The organism is Chitinophaga vietnamensis (genome assembly GCF_902167635.1).
In the GTDB taxonomy this organism is placed as follows: Bacteria; Bacteroidota; Bacteroidia; order Chitinophagales; family Chitinophagaceae; genus Chitinophaga; species Chitinophaga vietnamensis.
The window spans coordinates 65,981-86,934 of record NZ_CABHMS010000002.1 but is presented as its reverse complement, the minus strand read 5'-3'; the positions used below and the strand labels follow the sequence as shown (position 1 = coordinate 86,934).

At 51.9% G+C, this 20,954-nt stretch carries 24 protein-coding genes; 6 read left to right on the top strand and 18 right to left on the bottom strand.

What is annotated here, in order from left to right:
• Positions 1-24: 24 nt before the first annotated feature.
• Genes FPG75_RS04915 through FPG75_RS04905 form a run of 3 tightly spaced genes read right to left on the bottom strand, consistent with a single transcriptional unit; the run spans position 25 to position 1,567 of the window.
• Positions 25-408, bottom strand: coding sequence for a DUF302 domain-containing protein (locus FPG75_RS04915; RefSeq protein WP_143305488.1), 384 nt, complete (start codon positions 406-408; stop codon positions 25-27).
• Positions 398-958 (bottom strand): carboxymuconolactone decarboxylase family protein, encoded by a 561-nt coding sequence (locus FPG75_RS04910; RefSeq protein ID WP_143305486.1) that lies wholly within the window; start codon positions 956-958, stop codon positions 398-400. Before FPG75_RS04910 ends, FPG75_RS04915 begins: the two co-directional genes overlap by 11 nt.
• Positions 959-1,015: 57 nt before the next feature.
• Positions 1,016-1,567, bottom strand: coding sequence for a TetR/AcrR family transcriptional regulator (locus FPG75_RS04905; protein WP_143305484.1), 552 nt, complete (start codon positions 1,565-1,567; stop codon positions 1,016-1,018).
• 237 nt (positions 1,568-1,804) lie between these two features.
• Between FPG75_RS04905 and FPG75_RS04900 the strand changes: the two genes are divergently transcribed.
• Positions 1,805-2,197, top strand: a complete 393-nt coding sequence (locus FPG75_RS04900; RefSeq protein WP_143305482.1) for a DoxX family protein — start codon at positions 1,805-1,807, stop codon at positions 2,195-2,197.
• A gap of 61 nt (positions 2,198-2,258) precedes the next feature.
• Here FPG75_RS04900 and FPG75_RS04895 read toward each other — a convergent pair whose 3' ends face one another.
• The 5 genes from FPG75_RS04895 to FPG75_RS04875 form a co-directional block, all read right to left on the bottom strand.
• Positions 2,259-2,516, bottom strand: a complete 258-nt coding sequence (locus tag FPG75_RS04895; protein ID WP_143305480.1) for a hypothetical protein — start codon at positions 2,514-2,516, stop codon at positions 2,259-2,261.
• Between the two features lie 30 nt (positions 2,517-2,546).
• The gene (locus FPG75_RS04890; protein WP_143305478.1) at positions 2,547-3,179 is read right to left on the bottom strand and encodes a hypothetical protein; all 633 of its coding nucleotides are present in this window, start codon (positions 3,177-3,179) and stop codon (positions 2,547-2,549) included.
• A gap of 13 nt (positions 3,180-3,192) precedes the next feature.
• The gene (locus FPG75_RS04885; RefSeq protein WP_143305477.1) at positions 3,193-5,382 is read right to left on the bottom strand and encodes a TonB-dependent receptor; all 2,190 of its coding nucleotides are present in this window, start codon (positions 5,380-5,382) and stop codon (positions 3,193-3,195) included.
• Between the two features lie 93 nt (positions 5,383-5,475).
• Positions 5,476-6,168: a LytR/AlgR family response regulator transcription factor gene (locus FPG75_RS04880; protein WP_143305475.1), complete on the bottom strand. Its 693-nt coding sequence runs from the start codon at positions 6,166-6,168 to the stop codon at positions 5,476-5,478.
• Complete coding sequence (locus FPG75_RS04875; RefSeq protein WP_143306263.1) at positions 6,165-7,190, bottom strand: sensor histidine kinase; 1,026 nt, start codon at positions 7,188-7,190, stop codon at positions 6,165-6,167. The genes FPG75_RS04880 and FPG75_RS04875 overlap by 4 nt, the downstream gene beginning before the upstream one ends.
• A gap of 70 nt (positions 7,191-7,260) precedes the next feature.
• Here FPG75_RS04875 and FPG75_RS04870 point away from each other — a divergent pair, with 70 nt between their 5' ends.
• Genes FPG75_RS04870 through FPG75_RS04850 form a run of 5 tightly spaced genes read left to right on the top strand, consistent with a single transcriptional unit; the run spans position 7,261 to position 9,938 of the window.
• Positions 7,261-7,713 carry an SRPBCC family protein gene (locus FPG75_RS04870; protein ID WP_143305473.1) on the top strand — a complete coding sequence of 151 codons (453 nt, stop codon included), beginning with the start codon at positions 7,261-7,263 and terminating at the stop codon, positions 7,711-7,713.
• Positions 7,714-7,720: 7 nt separating this feature from the next.
• A complete protein-coding gene (locus tag FPG75_RS04865) occupies positions 7,721-8,083 on the top strand; it encodes a glyoxalase superfamily protein (RefSeq protein WP_143305471.1) in 363 nt (120 codons plus the stop codon).
• A 26-nt stretch (positions 8,084-8,109) separates the two neighbouring features.
• Complete coding sequence (locus tag FPG75_RS04860) at positions 8,110-8,442, top strand: hypothetical protein (RefSeq protein WP_143305469.1); 333 nt, start codon at positions 8,110-8,112, stop codon at positions 8,440-8,442.
• Complete coding sequence (locus FPG75_RS04855) at positions 8,426-8,773, top strand: hypothetical protein (protein ID WP_143305467.1); 348 nt, start codon at positions 8,426-8,428, stop codon at positions 8,771-8,773. The genes FPG75_RS04860 and FPG75_RS04855 overlap by 17 nt, the downstream gene beginning before the upstream one ends.
• A gap of 31 nt (positions 8,774-8,804) precedes the next feature.
• On the top strand, positions 8,805-9,938 hold the full coding sequence (locus FPG75_RS04850) for a glutathionylspermidine synthase family protein (RefSeq protein ID WP_143305465.1): 1,134 nt from the start codon (positions 8,805-8,807) through the stop codon (positions 9,936-9,938).
• A gap of 126 nt (positions 9,939-10,064) precedes the next feature.
• On the opposite strand, the gene FPG75_RS04845 is transcribed toward FPG75_RS04850, so the two are convergent.
• The 10 genes from FPG75_RS04845 to FPG75_RS04800 all read right to left on the bottom strand — a co-directional run bounded on the left by FPG75_RS04845 (position 10,065) and on the right by FPG75_RS04800 (position 20,948).
• Positions 10,065-10,535 (bottom strand): hypothetical protein, encoded by a 471-nt coding sequence (locus tag FPG75_RS04845; RefSeq protein WP_143305463.1) that lies wholly within the window; start codon positions 10,533-10,535, stop codon positions 10,065-10,067.
• Positions 10,536-10,580: 45 nt separating this feature from the next.
• Positions 10,581-11,729, bottom strand: a complete 1,149-nt coding sequence (locus FPG75_RS04840; protein WP_201747885.1) for a putative sensor domain DACNV-containing protein — start codon at positions 11,727-11,729, stop codon at positions 10,581-10,583.
• A 242-nt stretch (positions 11,730-11,971) separates the two neighbouring features.
• Complete coding sequence (rluF, locus tag FPG75_RS04835) at positions 11,972-12,718, bottom strand: 23S rRNA pseudouridine(2604) synthase RluF (protein WP_143305461.1); 747 nt, start codon at positions 12,716-12,718, stop codon at positions 11,972-11,974.
• A gap of 102 nt (positions 12,719-12,820) precedes the next feature.
• Positions 12,821-13,864 (bottom strand): MlaD family protein, encoded by a 1,044-nt coding sequence (locus tag FPG75_RS04830; RefSeq protein ID WP_143305458.1) that lies wholly within the window; start codon positions 13,862-13,864, stop codon positions 12,821-12,823.
• Positions 13,865-13,867: 3 nt separating this feature from the next.
• Complete coding sequence (locus tag FPG75_RS04825; protein ID WP_143305456.1) at positions 13,868-14,641, bottom strand: ABC transporter ATP-binding protein; 774 nt, start codon at positions 14,639-14,641, stop codon at positions 13,868-13,870.
• Between the two features lie 6 nt (positions 14,642-14,647).
• Positions 14,648-15,442 (bottom strand): MlaE family ABC transporter permease, encoded by a 795-nt coding sequence (locus FPG75_RS04820; protein WP_143305454.1) that lies wholly within the window; start codon positions 15,440-15,442, stop codon positions 14,648-14,650.
• Between the two features lie 109 nt (positions 15,443-15,551).
• Entirely contained in the window at positions 15,552-16,979 is a 1,428-nt protein-coding gene (locus FPG75_RS04815) for an APC family permease (RefSeq protein ID WP_161596669.1), read from the bottom strand.
• 11 nt (positions 16,980-16,990) lie between these two features.
• The gene (locus FPG75_RS04810) at positions 16,991-18,073 is read right to left on the bottom strand and encodes an aromatic ring-hydroxylating oxygenase subunit alpha (protein ID WP_143305450.1); all 1,083 of its coding nucleotides are present in this window, start codon (positions 18,071-18,073) and stop codon (positions 16,991-16,993) included.
• Positions 18,074-18,132: 59 nt separating this feature from the next.
• Entirely contained in the window at positions 18,133-20,085 is a 1,953-nt protein-coding gene (locus tag FPG75_RS04805) for a M1 family aminopeptidase (RefSeq protein ID WP_143305449.1), read from the bottom strand.
• A 56-nt stretch (positions 20,086-20,141) separates the two neighbouring features.
• Positions 20,142-20,948, bottom strand: coding sequence for a helix-turn-helix domain-containing protein (locus FPG75_RS04800; RefSeq protein WP_161596668.1), 807 nt, complete (start codon positions 20,946-20,948; stop codon positions 20,142-20,144).
• Positions 20,949-20,954: the final 6 nt, after the last annotated feature.

Sequence of the window (20,954 nt, the reverse complement as noted above, 5' to 3'; positions counted from 1 at the left end):
CCTTTCAATCATTATAATCCTGAGCTAAGACAAGCTTCGCACTATTTCATCCTGGCGTTCTGCTATGTCTTTCACTACCTTTTCTATCTGCGTATAGCCTTCGAAGTGAGTGGGAATATGGAAGTATTGAAGGATGGTTTGTTCCGGCGATACTTCTCGCAGCAGGAGCTTGAGCGGGGCTTCTATAATAGCCTCGGGATCGTTTTGTACGAGATCGTACATATAGGCGGGATCGAAAAATAAGAGTTGTCTTATGCGGCCGATCTCGTAGCCGTGCTTAGCGAGTATCTGTTGCGGATTGATTTCATGAAGCAATAAGAAGTTGCTGTGAATGATGGCATCTTTTGCGTTTTGCAGGGCATCGTCGAAAGGGCGTGTCAGTAACAGGCTGCGGTGATCATTTTTCATGGTTGGTGGTATTAAGCGGTGTGGCGAGTGCGGGCCAGTCGTTCGGTGTGGCGGCAACTACGTTCAGGAAATTGGTGAAGATGTTACGGGTTACGTTGGCGATGATCTCGAGCACTTCGCCATCGGTGAAGCCCTGGGCGCGCAGTGCGGTGAGGTCTTCCGGAGAAAGTGATTGCGGGGCTTCCAGCATTTTGCCGGTAAATTGCAGGGCAGCATTGCTCTTTTCATCGCTGGCGTGGAAGCTGCGGGCTTTGAGCATCTCTTCTTCACTCAGTCCTACTTTGCTGCCGCCAAAGGTGTGCGCAGAGAGGCAATAGTTACAACCGTTGTAGGCGGCGGAGGCGATGGCGATCTGCTCGCTTAATTTGGCGCCGATATGTCCTTTTTTTAAGGTGGTAGCAAAGACGTCGTAAGCTTCCAGAACGGCGGGTGATTGCGCCATTACGCGGTACATGTTAGGCACACGGCCGGTTTTGCGGGCTACATGGTCCAATACGGTTTTCGCAACAGGAGCGGTTTCATTGTCGGGAAGCGGAATAATGTTGTTCATATACTTGGTGTTGGTGATTATAGACAAATTTGTCTATAATTGGATAAAAAAATATATTTATTGAGACAATAGTTGTTTCACTTGTTTTTTAGCAGCTTTCACGGGCCAGAGGTCGCGGTAGATCTTACATTCCGTGATGGCGCTTTCGAACAGCAGGTAAGCGATATCGCCGGTGGCTGCCGTTTGCCCGGCCGCGGCGGCCAGCTTGCGCACGTAGCGGCGCAGCTGCTCCTTATGCTCGCGTATCTGTTCCTGCATGGCTGCGCCCTCAGTTCCCAGTTCCGCCAGCATATTAATGAATCGGCAACCCCTGAACTGGTTCGCCAGCATGCTTTGTTCGAGGAAATCATAAATGGCGAGGAGCCTCTCGGCCGGCGACTGCTTCTTATCCACCATAGCCGTGATGCCGGCAAACCATGCCACCCTGGCCTCTTTCAGGTAGGCCAGCCCCAGCTCTTCCTTGGAACCGAAATGCGTGTATAAACTGGCCTTCGCCACACCCGCCTCTTCCAGCACCTGGTTGATGCCCGTTGCCTGGTAGCCCTGCTCAAAGAACAACCGCGCCGCCGTGGCCATTATCTTCTCTCTTGGATTTCCTGGTCTTGCCATAACGATACAAAGATAGTCATTTTTTTATTATAGACAAATTTGTCTATAATTATTTTTCTGACGCAATCGCCCCTCTCCTTTGGCGCAATCTCCTACCATAGCGGAATTAGCGGGAAAAAATTGCCAAAATCCCCCCTTAGTTTGTCCTTAACGCGGACCACAATTCCTGACATCGCGAACTAATTTTACATCATCAACAACACGAAACAATATTTCTTAAACCTTTATACTACCACTATGACTACGTTAACACTGCAAAAAACTGCAAAAAGAGACAAGATCCTGTTTTGGGTATTTACCAGCCTCATCTTCCTGCTGGATTCCGTCATACCTGCTTTCACTTTTAATACCGAACTGGCCAAACAAGGTATTGCGCACCTGGGCTATCCGGACTATTTCCGCATTGAGCTCACCATAGGTAAAGTGCTCGGCGGCCTCCTGCTGATATTGCCCATGGTGCCTCCCCGTTATAAAGAATGGGCTTATGTAGGCTTCGGTATCAATTTTATCTCCGCCTTCGTAGGACATACCGCAGTAGACGGTTTCGGCGGACAGGCCATCTTCCCGCTGATCGCGCTGGCCCTCCTGATCGGCTCTTATGTATCTTATCATCGCCTGATCAAACAATAACAACAGCAGCATATAAAAACAAAAGAGGCAAGCGTCACACACATCGCTTGCCTCTTCGCCATTACTGTTGAATACGCTGTTCCTTATACACCGTATCGGCGCCGTGGCATCCGAAACGGCTCCATCCATGATGCTGCCATGCGAAGCGCATCAGCAACACATTTGCACCAATAAACAGGAAGATCACCAGTATGGCTGCGGCCTTCGAGAAGCCGGTAAGGACGGGGCTCTTGCTAAAGCCACCAAAAATATATCCGATAATAAATACCATACACGCTGCAAAGAGTATGCGTATGATAATGATTGCTGCGAAACCCATTTTGTACATTTTTAAAAGTGGAAAAATAATTTACTTCGCCAGCAGGGCCTCATCTTCTGCCTTACCCCAATGTGGCGCTACGCCGCTGCTGTTACCGAGTTTAGCCAGGCTCTCTCTCGCCAATCGCTTTGCTTCATCTTTATCGCCGCCCCAGAGTTTGGGGGTGTAGTATTTCGTCCAGGCCGCCAAATACAAGGCGCGCGGGTTATCAGGACTGAAGCGCCGCGCCAGTTTCAGGTACTGATCGGACAAGGGGCCGAAACGCCGGCCGTAAGTCATGGGATTGATGAACACTTTGGTGCGGTACACCATACTCATCACCGTGTACACTTCGGCGGCTTCCTGCCGCTGTTTGGCGGTATCCAGCAGGGATATTGCTTTCTTCGCCTGCTCTTCGCCACGGTTGCTATAAGGCTCTATCCTTTCGCCATCATCCTGCAGCAGGAAGCCGATACGGGCATTGCAAAGCGCCGCGTAATAGTAAGGCAGCCAATTGTTATTGCCGCCTGCAATACCCGTAAAAGTTTTTTCCAGCGCTTCATAATCTTTCACCGTTTTTGCCTGGTCGAGGCGTGTAACCGCCTGCTGTAAAGCGTCTCCGTTGCCCTGCGCAAAGGTGTGCGATACCAGTAATACGAGCAGGACTGTCATTAATTTTTTCATGAGAGAATTGTTTTTATAGATCATTGTTGAGAAAATCTGCTGTTCTGTCGATGCCGAAACTCAGGAACACCCCGAGAAAATAACTACGTGCAGCCGGCAACGTTACCGGCGTCTTGTATCGTCCATCATAACTATAGCGGTAGCCAAACTCCTGTTTATTGCCAAAGATGTTATTGACCCCGAACGCGATGCCTGAAAAATCCTTGTTCTTCCAATGTTTGAAGAAGCCCGCGAGGTAAGCCACGTGCAGGTTCATCACGCTGTAAGGCCTGGTGGTACCCTGGTTGGCCAGCCGCCCATCGTAGCGGATATCATAGTAAGGCCTGCCGGCAGCTACAGCATAAGAAACGTTCACGCTGGTGCTGATGGACTGGATGAACTTCTTGATAGCGATAGTGGCCGTATGCGGCGCTGCAAACGTTGGTTGCAAAGCATACGGGTAATCCAGGAATGTGCGCTTCGTATCGAGGAAAGTATAGCTGATCCAGTAATCCAGGTTACGGATGCTTTTCTTATCGCGGAAGAAGAACTCCACCCCTTTCGCATAGCCGTCACCGTTGTCATTCAGCTCGGGCACGGTACGCAACAGGTGCGCATACTTTTTATAATACGCTTCCACGCGGAAGAAGCGGTTATTGGCTTTTTTCGTATAGTTGAGCACGTAGTGCGTAGCGCTGGAGAATCCCGGCCCGCGGACATGATAGAGATACGCGGTGGCCGGCTCCTGGTAAAAGATGCCATAGGCGAGATTGAATTGTCCGCCGTCCGGCAGGCGGTAGGCCAGGCTGATGCGCGGCGCGGCAACCCATTGTTGCAATAGCGACGAATGCTCCAGCCGGATACCCACTTTGGCAGCGAGGTTATTGGCAAGATAAATATCGCCTTCGGCGAAGGCTGCGCTGAGATGATCCGTGACAGCTACCGCCGTGTCGTTGACCTTCCCCTGATCATGCGAATAAAAATGCTCTGCCCCGAAACGCAGCGCCTGCCCACGTGGAAGGCTATACGTAAATACCGCCCTGCCCTGCGCAAAATTATTATCGATCAAGCTGCTGTAATGCTTGTAATCGTAAGGTGTTTTGTGGATGATCACAGCGGCATTATTACTATCGATCAGTTGATTGGTGGCATGGTTGCGGTTATAGCTGTAAGCCAGTGCCAGCTCCATTTTCCAATGGCGGCCAATGGCGGAGCGGTAACTGAGATTATTATAGCTGTTGCGGCCCCGCACCTGGTAATGATCGCGCAAGGCGCCGCTATCAATATCAGGGTTGTTCATGCCTACGGTGCTGCTGTTCCAGTTGGTATAGAATTTCAGCATACCGGTTTTGCCTGTCCTGATGCGGAAATTGGCATCGCCTTCAAAATATCGCGGGCCGGCGAAATAGTCTGGCTGTTGCGGCACAATGCGGTTATACCAGCTTTGATCGCTATAGCGCAAAGTGAGGCCATAGCTGCTACGCTTATCTGCCGCGAGGTGCTGCATTCCTCCACCCATATTAGCGGGAAATAAACTGAAGCTGGCGGATGATTTCTCCGGCAGGTCTACGCTTTCCATGATGAGCGCGCTGCTCATGGCCTGGCCATAAAGGGCAGAGTATCCGCCGGTGCTGAAGAGAATGCCTTTGAAAAGAAAAGGATTTACCCGCGCATATTGTGTGATGCCAGGCACCGCAGGATAGTTCGGGTTCTTCAGCAGGGCGCCGTCGATGAACTGTTTGGTTTCATCGCTGGCGCCGCCTCTTACGAAGAGGCCATCCTGTTCGCCGATTTGCTGGGCGCCGGGCAGCGAGCGCAAAGCCTGTGTAATATCGGCGTTGCTGCCGGCTACCGTTACGGCGTCGATCGGGGTGAGCGAGGCGCCCTTGGCTTTATCGCTCGCTTCAAAAGCGCCGGCACTCACAGTCACCATTTGCAGGCCGCGGGCATCGGGTTGTAATACAATATCCATGCTGGTATCAACAGCTGGTAATTCCTGTTTCCAGCTGCGGTAACCTACGGAAGAAATGCCGAGCACCACCCTCCCATTCGTCCTCACCTGAAAATGCCCTGCACTGTCTGTAGTAGCCGCAGGCGTTCTGTTCAGCAACACGCTGGCAGCGGGAATAGCCGCGCCGCTGTTGTCTTTCACATGGCCGCTGATGCGGTGCTGCGCCGAGGCCGCAAAGCCGCAGCACAGCAGGATATATGTAAGTAGTTTCATTGCTTCCAGATTCTGTAACAAAGCTACTGGGGAAGCAAAGCGCGTTTAACGGAGAGTAGACAAGACGGGAAAGTGTAGCGACGAAATCCCGGGTCAGCCATTCAGCAAGCGGGTCACATTTTCTTTATAAAATTCGCTGACAGGTATTTCCTTTTCACCGATACATACCAGGTCACGCTTGATAGTAGTGATTTTGCTGGCGGCCACCAGGTAAGATTTATGCGTGCGGATAAAGCCGGTGGCGGGCAGCTTTTCTTCGATGGCCTTCATCGTCATGCGGGTGAGCACAGGCTTGGGGGCGGAGCTGAGATAGATCTTGATATAATCTTTCAATCCTTCTATGTATTCAATATCTGCCACCACGATCTTCACGAGGGTATATTCCACGTTCACAAAAAAATCGGTCACTTCACGGGGCTTGCTCTCACGCAGGCGCAGCAAGTCTTTGGCGCGATTGCAGGCCTTCAGGAAACGTTCGAAAGAAAAAGGTTTGAGCAGGTAATCGGCCACCTGTAATTCAAAACCTTCGAGGGCATATTGTTCGTAGGCGGTAACGAGTATCGCCAGCGGCGGATGCATAAGGCTTTGCAACAGCTGCAAGCCGCTGAGGCGGGGCATCTGGATATCGAGGAACATCAGGTCTACCGTTTCGGATTGCAGTACCTCGTTGGCCTCCAGCGCATTTTTGCAGGTGGCCACCAGTTGCAGAAAGGGCACCTGCCGGATATTATCTTCCAGCAGGTCGCGCACCAGCTTTTCATCATCAACTGCAATACAGCGTATCATATGAGTTTCAAAGTTAGCTTTACGTGAAAAAGGTGCTCATCTTCCGTGATCACCAACCGGTGCCGCTCCTTGTAAAGCAGCTGTAGTCTTGACTTTACGTTGGCAAGCCCTATACCCGATGCATCGTCCTTGCTTTTATCCTGCTCGCGGTCGAAACCATTCTGTACATCAAAGGTAAGCGTGCCTTGCTGCAATGTCAGCGCTATACGGATGAAGGGCCGCTCCGTATAGCCGGTACCGTGCTTGAAGGCGTTCTCTACAAAAGGGATCAGCAGCATCGGCTCGATGGTGGCCTGTTGCGCGCTGTCGTCCAATAACATTTCAGTATGGATATCTACATCATTGCCGAAGCGGAGTTGTTGTAATTCAATATAATTTTCGAGATAGGTGATTTCCTTGTCAAGTGATACCTTCTTCACCTGCGAGTCGTACAGCATGTAACGTATCAGGTCGGAAAGCATGATGAGCGCGGGTTCCAGCTGGTCCGACTTTTTCCTCGCCAGCGATACCAGGTTGGTGAGCACATTGAAAAGGAAATGCGGGCTTACCTGCGAGCGCAGGAACTTCAGTTCCGTGGCCAGCGCTTCCGCTTTCTTCTCTTTCTGCTCCCGCTCGGCCACGATCTTGTCGAGCACGCGGCGGTAAACCACGCTGATCACAAACACTACCACCGAGGGGGCGAACACCAGGCGGTAATTAGCGGTATCCATCATCAGTACGGGATACCACGCCTGCATGATGCGGTATTTCAATTGAAACGACACGATGATCAACAGCAATGCGCTGATCACATAGAGCCACCAATATTGCCGGTTCATCAAACGCGGCCACAGCCAATAGGCATTGCCGTAAAATATGCCCATATGAATGAAACCCGCGATGGTAAAGAAAGTGCCGGGGATAGGCCCGATGCGGTAACCATTGGCGGCTGTAGATACTACGTAAGGCAGCAACAACAGCGTGCTCCATATGAGCACATGCAAGGTGATATTGATATACCGGCCCCGTATATTTGTCTTCATCATTTTTTCTTATGTAGATAAAGATAGGAGAATATTAAATTATTACCTTTACTTCTACAATCCATTATTCATGAGTAATCCGTTGACTGTTACGAACAGTATTACCATTGCGGCCCCTGCTGCCACTGTGTGGGAGATGTTGGTAAACCCCGAACAAACAAAAAAATATATGTTCGGTTGCGAGGCGCTGTCCGACTGGCAGCCCGGCAGTCCGCTCCTCTGGAAAGGCTTTTTCGACGGTGTGGAAGTGATAGCCGTAAAAGGTAATGTGGTAGAGATCATCCCCGGAAAAAAACTGGTGTACACGGTGCTCGATCCTAATTCAGATATACCGGACCTGCCGGAAAATTACCTCACCGTCACCTACGAGCTCACGGAAAATAATGGCAGCACCACGCTCACTACTACGCAGGGCGACTATGCCACGGTAGCAAAAGGGCAGGAACGTTATGACGATACCGTGAAGGCCGGCGGCTGGCAATCCATACTGGTGGCTATCCGCGACCTGGTAGAGAAAAAATAATCACCATATGGCAAAAGTAATCCCCATCTTCCGGGTATTTGATTATCATAAAGTACAGGAGTTTTATGTGAACTGGCTGGGCTTTAAGATCGACTGGGAGCACCGTCCGGACAATGCCCCTTTTTTCCTCTCGGCATCCTGGCAGGATGTTACCCTCTACCTGTCGGAACATCATGGTGACGCCAGTCCCGGCGGTAAAGTCATCATTGAATGTGAAGGCCTCCGCGCTTATCATAAAGGGTTGCTGGATCAGGAATACAAATACAACCGTCCTGGCATCGGGCCGTCGGATCACGATCCGGATACACTGGAAGTGACGGTGATCGATCCCTTCTACAACCAGATCATCTTCTCCGAAAAAACTAAATAACGTATATACATACCCGTTATAATACCATGAAACTGACCTTTCTTTTGCCAGCTTTAGCAGTAGCTGCGCTTGCAGGCTTCAGCAGCTGTAGCGACAACGAAAATGAAGACATTACCACCACGGTGAACAAAGCCGGCGCAGTGGAAACGGTGATCACCAGCGAGCACCTCGACAGCACCCGTGACGTGATCGTGACCACTCATAAAGTATGGGCCAACTACAACCTGTACCGCACGATAGAGCACCGCGATACCGTGCCTGCACTCGGCACCGGCACAGCAACCGCCGAAAACGAAAATGGTGAACAAAAAGAAGTTAAACTGAAAAAAGACTACGAGTTTTATGTCACCGTACAATAAGTTATTCAAAAAGTCGGGGCACATCCAGCTCGTGCTGATCACCGCTGTACTGGCCAGCTGCCACCGCCCCTCCCCTGACCATCGCAGGGTATACATGCGCGGCGATACCACCGCTTCTTACAACCGCACCTATTACCATTCTTATGGCCCGGGCCTGTGGTACTATGCTTTCCGGCCTTATGGCTCCTATTATGATGGCGGCTATCATCGCGCTGGTTACTATTCCGGCGGACTAAGCGAACATGCCAATATGGGCGCCAATGGCGTAAAAAGCGGTATCATCCGCGGCGGCTTCGGCGGCCACGGCTTCAGCGTATCCTCGTCTTCCTGATACGTCATCGTATATACTTCAACGTTATCTCATGCAAAGAATCACTACCGCCCCGCGCAACAACTGGCAGCAAGCCGTGGAAAAGCTGGGGTTTGGATTTCATACCGCCGACGTGCCCTATTGGGACGAGAGCGCCTACTATTCCTTCACCATGAGCGAAGTGCTGAACATAGAGCAAGCCACACAAGCCATGTGGGACCTCTGCCTCGGCGCCGCGCAGCATGTGATGGACAACAACCTCTATCACCTCTTCGGTATCCCGGAGTTTATCATCCCCTACATCGAACGCAGTTGGGAAGAAGATCATCCCGCCATCTATGGCCGCTTTGATTTCTGCTATAAGAATGGCCAGCTCAAACTGCTCGAGTTCAATGCCGACACGCCTACCTCGCTGTATGAAGCGGGCATCGTGCAATGGTTCTGGCTGCAGGACTTCGACAAAACAAAAGACCAGTTCAATTCCATCCACGAAAAACTGATCGATGGCTGGAAATACTTACAGGAATACCTGCGGCCCGGCAAGCTGCATTTCAGCTGCCTCAAACAAACGCTGGAAGACCTCACCAACACGGAATACATGCGGGACTGCGCCATACAGGCAGGTATCGATACCAAACTTGTTTTCATCGACGATATCGGATGGGATACCAATAACCGCATATTTGTGGATATGGAAGAAGAGCCGATAAAGAATATTTTCAAGCTCTATCCCTGGGAGTGGCTGGTGAAAGAAGATTTCGGCCGGAACATCCTGGAAGATAGCAACCGCGCTTACTGGATAGAACCCGGCTGGAAGATGCTGCTCTCTAACAAGGCGATATTGCCGATCCTGTGGGAGTTATACCCGAATCATCCCAACCTGCTGCCAGCCTACTTTGATGCACATGGCATGAAGCGTTTTGTGAAGAAACCGATCCTGTCGCGCGAGGGCGCCAATATCGACCTGGTAGATAATGGTCAGCTTTTACAAAATTCCGGTGGCAGCTACGGCCGCGAGGGATACGTTTTTCAGGAGCTGTTCGAACTACCGTCCTATGATGGCAAATACCCGGTGATCGGCAGCTGGGTGATCGCGCAGCAGGCTGCAGGCATGGGTATCCGCGAAGCGGATACACTGATCACGGATAACAAAAGCAGGTTTATACCGCATCTGATAGATGGATAATAAGGAACAAAGGCCTTGAAGCGCTTCAAGGCCTTTAACCGCAGTTACGCCACACTATTGATAACGAATGACAATAAGGACAAAGGCCTTGAAGCGCTTGGAGCGCTTCAAGGCCTTTAACCGCGCTTATGCTACGCCGTTAATCGCGAATTGCAATAATTTTTCGTCGGAAAGATTGATGAAAGTATTCCAGTAATAACTGCCGCCATCGCTAACATCCACCAGCTCGGCCGCTACCTTGGCATGGCTGCCGGCCTTATCCCACACGCTGTTCACCCAGATCACTTTTTCTCCTTTGGCATTGATGAAGCCAAAATATTGACGGATATATTTGTGCAGATTTTTAGAAACCATCGGCTTCTTGCTGTAGTCGATCGCCGGTAATTTTTCGCGGAGCACTTTCTCTACCAGTTCAATCTCTTCTTTCGTTGGCGTGAAACGCCCGGTGGCACTGTCTTCTGAAAGATTGTACCGTACGTCGTAATGTTCATTGAAAACATAACCGATGTAACCATTCCCTCTAACATGCCGGGACACACCTGCCGGCAGGTGCATAAAACAACTGCTCAACAGCAGCAACAGTAACAGATAACGCATACTTAGCGTGAGATGTTTCATATTCGATTTGCGGCGCTTAAAGCCTTATAATAACAGTGTATCGATCCGGTGGGCCAGCACCATCTGCCGGCTTTCGGACCAGGAAAATACGGTGAAATAGCCATCCTGCGAAGCTACCAGCGCCAGGCAGTTGCGCTGATCATGCACAAACTGCGCGGCAGACAGATGCCTCGTACCACCAATAGCCGAAGGGTGTACCAGCACGGGTTCTCCTTCTGTCACCGGTTCTATCATCAGCACCTGGTCTACCGGTGTGGCGTAACTGGCTCTCGCTATTTTAGCGCCGAAGGCCAGCAGCTCCTGGCGGTCGTTGATGATAGTGGCGCCGTCTACGGCGGTAAGACCGGTAACATTTTCTACTTCGCGGCGCAATGCATTTTGCCAGAATATTTCGCTCACATTGCTTTCATCGAGGCGGAGCAGATCGGTGATACCGCGGAAACCCGGTGATACCGGGTATTGCAGCGGATGGATGATAGAATCCCGCCAGGACGGATTGCAGACGGGTATCACCAACAAGATGCCTCCTTTGCCGTGGGCGCGCATGGATACCGCGATCTGTATCAGAACATTCACGGGATCGTTCCATACCGGCGATGATTTGATGCCCAGCAAAGAGGTCACCACATCGGGGGTATCGGGCAGCATGCCCACGCGTTCATCCACTACTTTTACCTGGTCGCCTTTGAGCACGGCCACATTGGTGAATTTGCCGAGGCCCATCAGGCGGCGATGTTTCACTACGAGGAGGCCAGGTTCGGCCACATCCAATACGAAACAAAGGTTCGGTAATTTGATGGTGGTGCCCCAGATATATAATTCATTGCCTTCATACCAGATGCCGATGTGAATGCCCGGGCGTTCCACGCCGGGCGCCAGTTTGGTGAGAGCGGCGGGCGTAAACGGCAGGCGTTGCGCCAGCAGCAATGGTTTTCCGGCCTGTGAAGGATTCAGGAAAGCGAGCGAGATGCGGGTGGCATTGCCTTCTTCCCTGCGTAAGCTGGCCCAGAAGGCCGTATCGATGATGCGTTCAATTATTTTTGCGGACGGCACAGTGGCCAGGTCTCCCTCCCCATTCTCCAGCGCCGCTGCCATATGCAGCTGAAAGTGCGCTGCCACCGTGCCTGCTACCTTTACGGCAGCCTGGTAGGTTGATTCAAAAGTCAAGTCCATAAAATCAATATCACGTGTTAAAGACGTTGTTGTAAGAATACCCCTCTATAGGAGGAACAATATGCCGCCTCTATGGGGGCAGGGGCGCCGTGGCCTGCATTGCTACCAATATATCGCCCCTACGGGGCGTATGTTGGAAACCGCGTTTTGTCTACCAATATTGCGCCCCGTAGGGGCGATATGTTAGTAGCCCGCATTCTGTCTACCAATACTACGCCCCGTAGGGGCGGTACATTGGTAGCTTATTCATCCATGCCGCTCTGGTCCTGCTTTCCGGGGGCTGTTTTGCTGCTGCCCGCTACCATGCTGTTGATGGTATTGATCTCGTCTTTGGTGAAGTAGCGCCATTTACCCGGCGCCAGATCTTTCAGCGAGATGTTCATAATACGGATGCGCTTCAGCGCCGTTACGTTGTAACCCAGCGCTTCGCACATGCGGCGTATCTGCCGGTTGAGGCCCTGCGTAAGGATGATGCGGAAACGATGGCTGCCCTCCTGCTTTACGAAGCAGGGCAAAGTGGTAGTGCCTAATATGCGCACACCGCTGCGCATGGCTTTGATGAATTCCAGGTCCACAGGTTTATCGACCGTAACAATATATTCTTTTTCATGGCTGTTGCCCGCCCGCAGGATCTTGTTCACGATATCTCCATCATTGGTGAGAAAGATCAATCCTTCGGAGAGCTTATCCAGCCGCCCTATCGGGAAGATGCGGGAAGAATAGTTCACATAGTCGATGATGTTGGTTTTATCTTTCTGATCGGTGGTGCAGGTGATCCCTTTGGGTTTATTTAGCGCGATATATACGGCAGTCTTCTTTTTCTTGAGCGGCTCGCCATCTACTTCCACTACATCTCCGGGCTGCACACGGTCGCCTTTGGAGGCGATATTATCGTTAATGGTTACACGGGCCTGCTCAATGAGCTTGTCGGCCTCTCTCCGGCTGCAGAAGCCCGTATCGCTGATATACTTGTTTACACTGATGTTCATCTTGCTGCAAAAATACTTAATTCACAACTGGGGTATCGATACAGGAGATGATCTCTTCGGAAGATCTTCACCGCTGAGAAGCGGCTCTGGCGCCCCATAACTTTACTGTTGCACAGGCGGCTGCGACGGTTGCTGCTGCTGCTCTTTCGCTTTCTGCTCCGCTTCTTTCTTTTCGCGTTTGGCCTGCTTACGGAAGTAACCGCGGAAAAGGAAATTATGTTTCAGCGCTTCCATGTTCTGATCAAGCCTGCCGGTGCTGCTTTCCAGGTTCAGGATGGTCTGGCGCAGCGCTTCGGCGGTTTGCTGGTCATGCAGCAATACGCCGGCGGGCGTATTATTATTGCTGATACCTTGTTGCAGGCTGGCGCTGGTGCTCTTCAGGTTCTGCACCATGCCATTGGCATTGTTGGCCACTTCCTGCAATTGCGTTACCGCAGTGCGCAGACGGGAAAACACAACGGTATCGGTAACGAGGTCGTTCGTGAGCGAGCCAGGAGTGCGCAGTTTGGACGCATAGGCAGAAAGACCTTCCGTGAGGCGTTGCGTGTTGGCGGCCGTCTTCTCCAAGGTAGCCATCGTGCTTTGCAGGTTGGCGAACACCGTTTCGTCGTTGATCAGTTTACCGATCGTACCCTGACCGTCCGCAATCTTTTTAGTGATCACTTTCAGATTGCTGGTGATCTCCACCAGGCTTTTATTATTTACCTGCAAAGTATTCATGATATCATCTGCACTAACGGTATTGGCTACGTTGAGTTGATCGCCGTCTTCAATGGCGGGGAGTTTGTCGGTACCGCCGGACAGCGCCACGATCTTGTTGCCCACAAAACCATCAGAGCTCACGCGCACTTCCACATCTTTATGGATGTATTGCGATGCGCTCTTCTCTACATTCATCAATACCAGTATCTGATCATGTTGCAGGAAGTTGATCTTCTTTACCGTTCCTACCTTCACGCCGGAATACCATACGTTGTTACCTTCCGACAGGCCGTTCACATTCTGGAAGATCGCCTTCACCTGTACGGATTTCATGAACACTTTCTTTTGCCCACCCAGCGTGAGGATGGCGGCAATCATAATGGCCACACCGATGAAGATGAAAATACCTACAATGACCGCTCTTTTATTACTTGAATCTTTCATAGTCTACTGAATAAAGTTGTAATCGTAAAACTCCCGGATCAGTTCATCGTCCGACTGGAACACTTCATCGAAGGGTCCTTCCTTGATAAATTTCCCTTCTTTCATCACCACGATCCTGTCGCCCGTGGCTTTGGCACAGGTGAGGTCATGTGTGATGATGATGGAGCTGGTTTTAAAACGACGTTGTACTTCGTTGATAAGATTATTGATTTCCGTACAGGTGATCGGGTCAAGGCCTGCGGTAGGCTCATCATACAGCATGATATCCGGCCGGAGGATGAGCGTACGTGCGATACCGATACGTTTGCGTTGCCCGCCGGAAAGCTCCGCCGGCATCTGGTTGATAGTTTGTGCAAGGCCTACAGCTTCCAGCACAATGTTGACCATACGGCTCACCTGATCGCGGGAAATGCCGGGGGTATTGCGTTTCAGCGGGAAGGCGAGGTTTTCGCCAACGGTCATACTGTCGTACAACGCGCCATTCTGAAAGCAGAAGCCTACTTTGAGGCGCAGCTCGCGCAGTTCCACTGTATCGAGCTTGTCCACCTCGCGGCCCAGCGCGCTCACAAAGCCGGAGTCGGGCTTGAGCAGGCCTGCAATGATTTTGATGAGCACGGATTTACCGGTGCCGGAACGGCCCAATACCACTACGTTCTCACCTTTATGTACATCGATATTGATACCACGCAGCACATGATTGGCGCCGAAGGATTTGAAGAGATCCTTGATGGAGATCACTTTTTCCTGGTAGTCGATATCGGGGGTGAATGTCTTCATAAATAATTATCTGATCGAATTTGCTACCTGTACTATGATGACTTCTTCTACGAAGATGAGGAACATCGAGATCACCACCGATACGTTGGCGGCCTTTCCTACGCCCTGTGTGCCTTGTGTGGCGCGGTATCCCTGAAAGCAGCTCACAATGCCGATGGTGAAACCGTACATGATGGCTTTAAAAAAGGTGGTACCAAAGTCGAGGAAAGTAATATTCTTGAAAGCATTCTGAAAGAAGGTGATCATGCTCGTATGCTCGTTCAGGTGAATATCGAGATAGGAGCCCATCAGCGCTACAAGGCCGGTATAAGCCACCAGCACGGGGATGCATACGGTGGTGGCCATCACGCGGGTTACCACCAGGTATTTGAAAGGGTTGATGGCGGATACTTCCATCGCATCGATCTGTTCGGTCACCTTCATGGAGGCCAGCTCCGCACCGATGCTGGAGCCTACCTTACCGGCACAGATCAATGAGGTCACCAGCGGCGCCAGCGCCCTTACTACGGCAATCGCGATCAGCGACGGCAGCCAGGAAGTGGCGCCAAATTCTGAAAGCGAAGGCCTCGATTGCTTGGTGAATACAAGCCCGGTGATGAAGCCCGTCATCGTGATCAGCGCCAGCGATTTATATCCTACCATGAAACATTGCCGGATAAATTCGCGTACTTCCAAGGGTGGGCGCAAAGCCTCGCGGAAGAAGCGGCTGACGAACTGGAAAATGTCGAAAATGTCCTTGAAAAAACCGTCAATCCCTTTGCTGATCAAAGGTTTTTCCGATTGCTCGCTGCTTGAATCCATTTACTTGTTTTTATGTCTCTGATGCCTATACGAAATAGAAAACGGGTGTAACCATCTGCTAAATTACAAATTTGGTTCTCAGTTTGTTAAAAATGGGGAGAAAAATGCATCAGCGCTGGCGCTTTCTTTTAAAATAGAGATAAAAAGGAATGCCCAACGCGGTGATCACAAGGCCCAGCACAGAATTGACCACAGGCGCCTCACCGCTGGCATAGCGGGCGATGTCATTCCATACCGTGCTCACCACATAAAAGGCGGCAAATAAAATGAACAGCACCGGCACATAAGGATAGCCCCAGGTACGGTACTGGCGTGGCGCATCCGGCATGCGGCGCCGCAGCACAAAAAGCCCCACGGCCCCTAACAGATATACTACCCATGCTACGAAGGTGAACATATCCGCCAGCATATCAAAAGAGCCGCTGAGGATCAGTACCGACGACCAGATGCCATGCAGCCACAAGGCATTGCCCGGCGTGCCGAAGCGGGGATGCTCCCTGCCTGTCCATGCGAAAAATAATTTGTTGCTGCCCATTGCATAGGTGACCCTGGAAATGGCCATGGTATTGCCATTTACGGCGCCGAAAGTACAGATCACGATGAGGCCCGCCACAATAGCGCTGCCCGTATGCCCGATGGCCAGCTCAATAGCATCCGCCGCCACCAGCGTGGAATGCGCCATGGCACCCACCGGCAGCACATACAGATAAGCCTGATTAATTAAAAGATACACGAGCACACAAACGAATAGCCCAGTGATGAGGCTGCGCGGAATATTTTTCTGCGGTGCAGCCATCTCCCCGCCTACAAAAGTGATATTGATCCATCCGTCGTAAGCCATGAAAGCCCCCGTGAGCGCGGCAACAAAGCCACTCAGCAGCTGCCCGCCCCGTGGCGCATCTGTGGCCGGCTGCACAAAGTTCGACAGCGTGCCCTTCCCCGAAAAAAAGATACCGAAGATCACAATAGCTATCACCAATACCTTGATGAAGGTAGAGATCAACTGTAAAGCGCTGCTGGCCTTCAGGCTCAGGTAATTGAGCCAGGTAAGGCCCAGCACCAGCACAATGGCCAGCGCCTTCACTCCCAGGTCTTCCAAAGGATAAAGATTACCCAGCAGCGGGAGATGCAATACCCATGCATGTTCTACGGCAGGCGGCAGATGCGGCAATTGCAAAAAATAATTGGCATAATGTGCGCACACAAATGCAATAGCCGATACAGACGCGGAATTGATCACCGCGAAACCCGCCCATCCATACAGGAAGGCAAAGAAATCGCCGAACATCGCCTGGAAATATACATACAGCCCGCCGGTCCGCGGCAACATCGCGCCCACTTCTGCAAAGATGAAAGCGCCGAACAAAGAGAACACACCGCCTACCACCCACACCACGGCCAGCCATACGGGCGAGCCCAGCTGCGCCGCCATGGTAGCCGGTTTCATGAAAATACCGGAACCGATGATGCTGCCGATCACGATGGCCGTGGCCGGCCAGAATCCGATGGTATGACGAACAACTGTTTTTCCAGGCATAGGCAATGGCATCAGGACTGCATGAATGATGCGATGATACGATGAAAATGATGGGTACCTTGCTCCCGTGTAACAGAGTAACGTCCATGCCGGTAGAACCTCGACCGGACGCCGGTTTGCACGGCCTCTACCACTTCCTCGTCTTCCATCTCCACGGTATCGAGGTCGGCGCCGGCGCCGGTATGGAGCAGCTGTTCTTTCCACACATAAGTAAGAAAACGTACACGCGTGCGGTTGATGGCCTCCGGCTCCACGATGTTGATACTAAGGCCCCAGGGGTAGAAGTTGAACATCATATTGGGGAACACAAAAAAATAGTAAGCGGCCACTTTCCGGCCATGGTCGGGCGATTCCGGCGGAAGATCGAAACAGGCCTCGCCTTCTTTGGCAATGCCCAGCTGTAAATTGGCGTAACGGAATAGTTCAGTCGTATAATTACCGAAATCGATCACGGCATTCAAACCGGCATGTACAAAGGGAATATGAAATCCTTCGAGATAATTTTCGCAATAGAGCGCCCAATGCGCTTGCACGTAGTAGTCTTTCGACAGCTCGGGCCTGAACACAAATTCATGCAAGGGCAGCCAGCTTAGGCGTTGCATCATTTCCGCGAGATACGGCGCAGGATCAGGCGACTGCAAAGAGGCGAACAACAGCGGGCCCCATTTCAGCAGGGGCAGCACGGTGAGGTCGTCCTCTTTCGTGGGGAAGTTTTTCACTTCTTTAAATTCGGGCATCGACTGGAAAGTGCCATCCAGCCTGAAGATGCGACCATGATAACGGCAGCGCAGGTGCGCGCTGTTACAAGGCTCTGGCACCAGCACCGTACCACGGTGGGTACACACGTTGCTCATACAGCGGATCTTGTTGTCTTTATCACGCGTGAGCAACAAAGGCTCGTGCAGGTATCCGGGCAACAGCAGGAACGGATGGCATTGCCCTGGCTCCGACACCTGCTGTACATCGCCCACGAGCTGCCAGGATGGACTGAAGATCTTTTCTTTTACGGCGTGGTAGATATCAGGGCTGGTATAAAAATCGGTGTGAAGGGTACGTGCCACACTGATATCTTCATCGACGTGGAAGATGGACATAAACAGGCGGTTTTGTTTATCAGGAAGATAATATTTTATTTCCGCCGGTCAAAATTGTCTCACCATAACAACTTCATACGATCTTCCATGCCGTCAGCATGATGGTTAGCGGCATCGGCCTGGATGGCATTGTTGCCGGCCCATTGCAGCAGGGGCTTATCTTGTTTGGCCGCCGCCAGTTGCGCAATGCGATAATACGTATAGGCGAGTAGCTCTGGTGCGCGGGTAGCGCATTGCAAGGCGCGCTGGTAGCAGGCGATGGCTTCATCCGGCTTTTTCTGCATGGCTGCTATGCGGCCCAGTATATACAGCAAGGTAAATTCCGCGCCATAGGCATCATGGCTGAAACCCTCGCTGAGATAGGATTTCGCGAGCTGTACGGCCTCGTCGAGGCGGTTGTCCATCCGCAGTTTCATCACGCGTTGCACTTTCGCCAGGCTCATGGCGGCAGGGCGCAGGTCCTCGGCCCAATGCAATATTTTAAAATAAGGATCTATCTGTACATCCGCCACTGCCGCGCTCACCGGCAGCTCCAGCGTATTGTTCTGCTGGTTGATCGTGATCTTCTTTATTTCCTGCTGCCCGTTCTGATAAGTGACGAGCACTTCCAGCGGCAGTTGATAGAGACTATCTTTTTGCCGGATGCTCAGTTGCAGGGTTTGCCTCTGCTGCTGCCAGCTACTTTCCCAGGCTGGCGCGCCGGTACGCGCAAACCATTGCTGGTAGAACCATTGCAGGCTGCTGCCATGCGCTCTTTCCATCTCTCCCAAAAAATCCTCCCATGATAAACCATCCTGATGATGCGCTTCGATGAGCTGGCGCAATGCCCGGTGGAAAACATCCTTGCCCATTACGTTTGACAACATTTCCAGTGTGAGGAAGCCTTTGCTGTCGGCCAACATATGATCGTTGCTGCCCGTGAGTTTCGACAGGGGCTCATCATTGCCGGCGGCGGCATTTTTCAGGTAGCCGAGGCCGCTCTGATCCGGGAGATAGCCAGGGTAGCCTGTTTTGCGGTAGTTGATCGCATGCGCGCTATCAAATTGCATCACCACCTGCAAAGAACCGTACTGGGCAAGGCCCTCCTCGAGCATGGCTTTGCCGTTCGCGCCGCGTGTCATCACTTTATTGCCCCACCACTGATGCCCGATCTCGTGACCGAACAAGGCGTAGTTGAAGCGGCGCAGGCCGCCCGTGGGTATTACCACGCCGCCTAAAATACTCGCGCCGCCGATGCCGGTTTGCTCTGATACATATTCCGGCAGTTCGATAATGGAGAAATTGGGAATATCGAGCGGACCAAAACGCGCTGCCAGGAAATTGAGCACCGCAGCGGCTTTGCGGGAAATATCGGCGCCATCGATACTTTTCTGTATCGCATAGGTATAGAAAGAGCGCTCGCCTTTATATTCCTGCCTGGTGTAACGGCCAATATACAGGGAGAAGATATCGGGCAAGGTATATTTAAACTCGTACACCGGCTTCCCCTTTACAGTAGCGGTTTTCAGCGTACTGGACGCCATTACGGGCAGGAAGCCTTCATCTGTGGTGACGGTTATCGTGCCGGTACCGCGACTGGTACCGCCATTACTGCTCAGTTGCGGATACCATGCAGAGCCATAGCCGCCGGCCATGCAAAAGCTGCTATCGATAAAATATTGAAAAGCGGGCGCCATGCCGCGCTCATAATGGTAACGTACCCTGAGCGGCGTGCCGGCAGGCAGTTTGCGGGCAAAGTGCCAACGCCATGCGATATCGCCATTGTCTGTTGCAACAGTATCGAGACGGGCGGCGGCGCCTTCCAGCTGCACGGAGGCTGGGCCTGCGCCCCTGCTGATCACGATCTCCACGGAATCGGTATGTTCGGCGGTGCTTGTAAAGGAAAGGGCGCCTTGCACGTTGAATGTCTGCCTGGCCAGGCTGGCAGCCACTTGCAGCTGATAATCAGGATACTGCTGCGCAGTGGTCATCAAAGGTAATAACAGGAACAGGTATACTATAAAGCGGCGCATGATGTTCTTCTTTTTCACAAAGAAAAACATACCCCGGCAAAACAAATTGTATCAGATTAACTATTTATCGTGCTGCGGAATTTTCCGGGCGTTACCTGGTAAAAAAAGCGGAAGGCGCGCACCAGGTGCGGCGCATCGTTGAAGCCGGCGGCAAAGGCAATATCAGCGACGGGCAACTGTGTGGTGAAAAGCAGCTCCACGGCTTTTCTCACGCGCATCTTCAGCTGATACTCTCCAACGGTGAAGCCTGTACGTTCTTTGAAAGCGCGCGCCAGGTAGACGGGATGCACATAAGCGCGAGCGGCGAGCGATGGAATGGTATGATGGGTATCAAATTCATTTTCCAGGATCGCCTTTACCTGCGGCAGCCAGCGGAGGCGCAGCGGCACTGCTGTTTGCTGATGCCCGGCCAGCCAGTTGAACACGTAATCCTCTGCCAGTGCGGGCATGGAAGCCTGCGGATCCTGGCTGAAAGCATAGAGCAGGCGGTACAGGTATTCAAAAGCGCCGGCCTTGTAGATGACGGCTTTTTGCGGCAGCAGCGGCAGGAGGTCCTGCTGTTGCAGGAGCTCCTGCTTAAATTCGATGTTCAGGCAACGGCCGCCAGCATGCCTGAAATGATTGGCATGACTGTACCCTGAAGGCCTGAAGAGGATCTCTCCCGGCTTGATCACATCGGAGGCATGGCGGTTCACTTCTTCATAGTTCCCGCTGATCAGCAGGCTGAGATAGGCGTTTTCGTGGTAATGCTCACGCAGGTGCGCATCAGGCTTGTATTGCGTGATGTTCAGCCGGAAGAAAGCGTTTTCATTGCATTGTTTCTCCACGCCAAAATAATTGCCCGGAGGAAGGATGATCGCCATGGCATG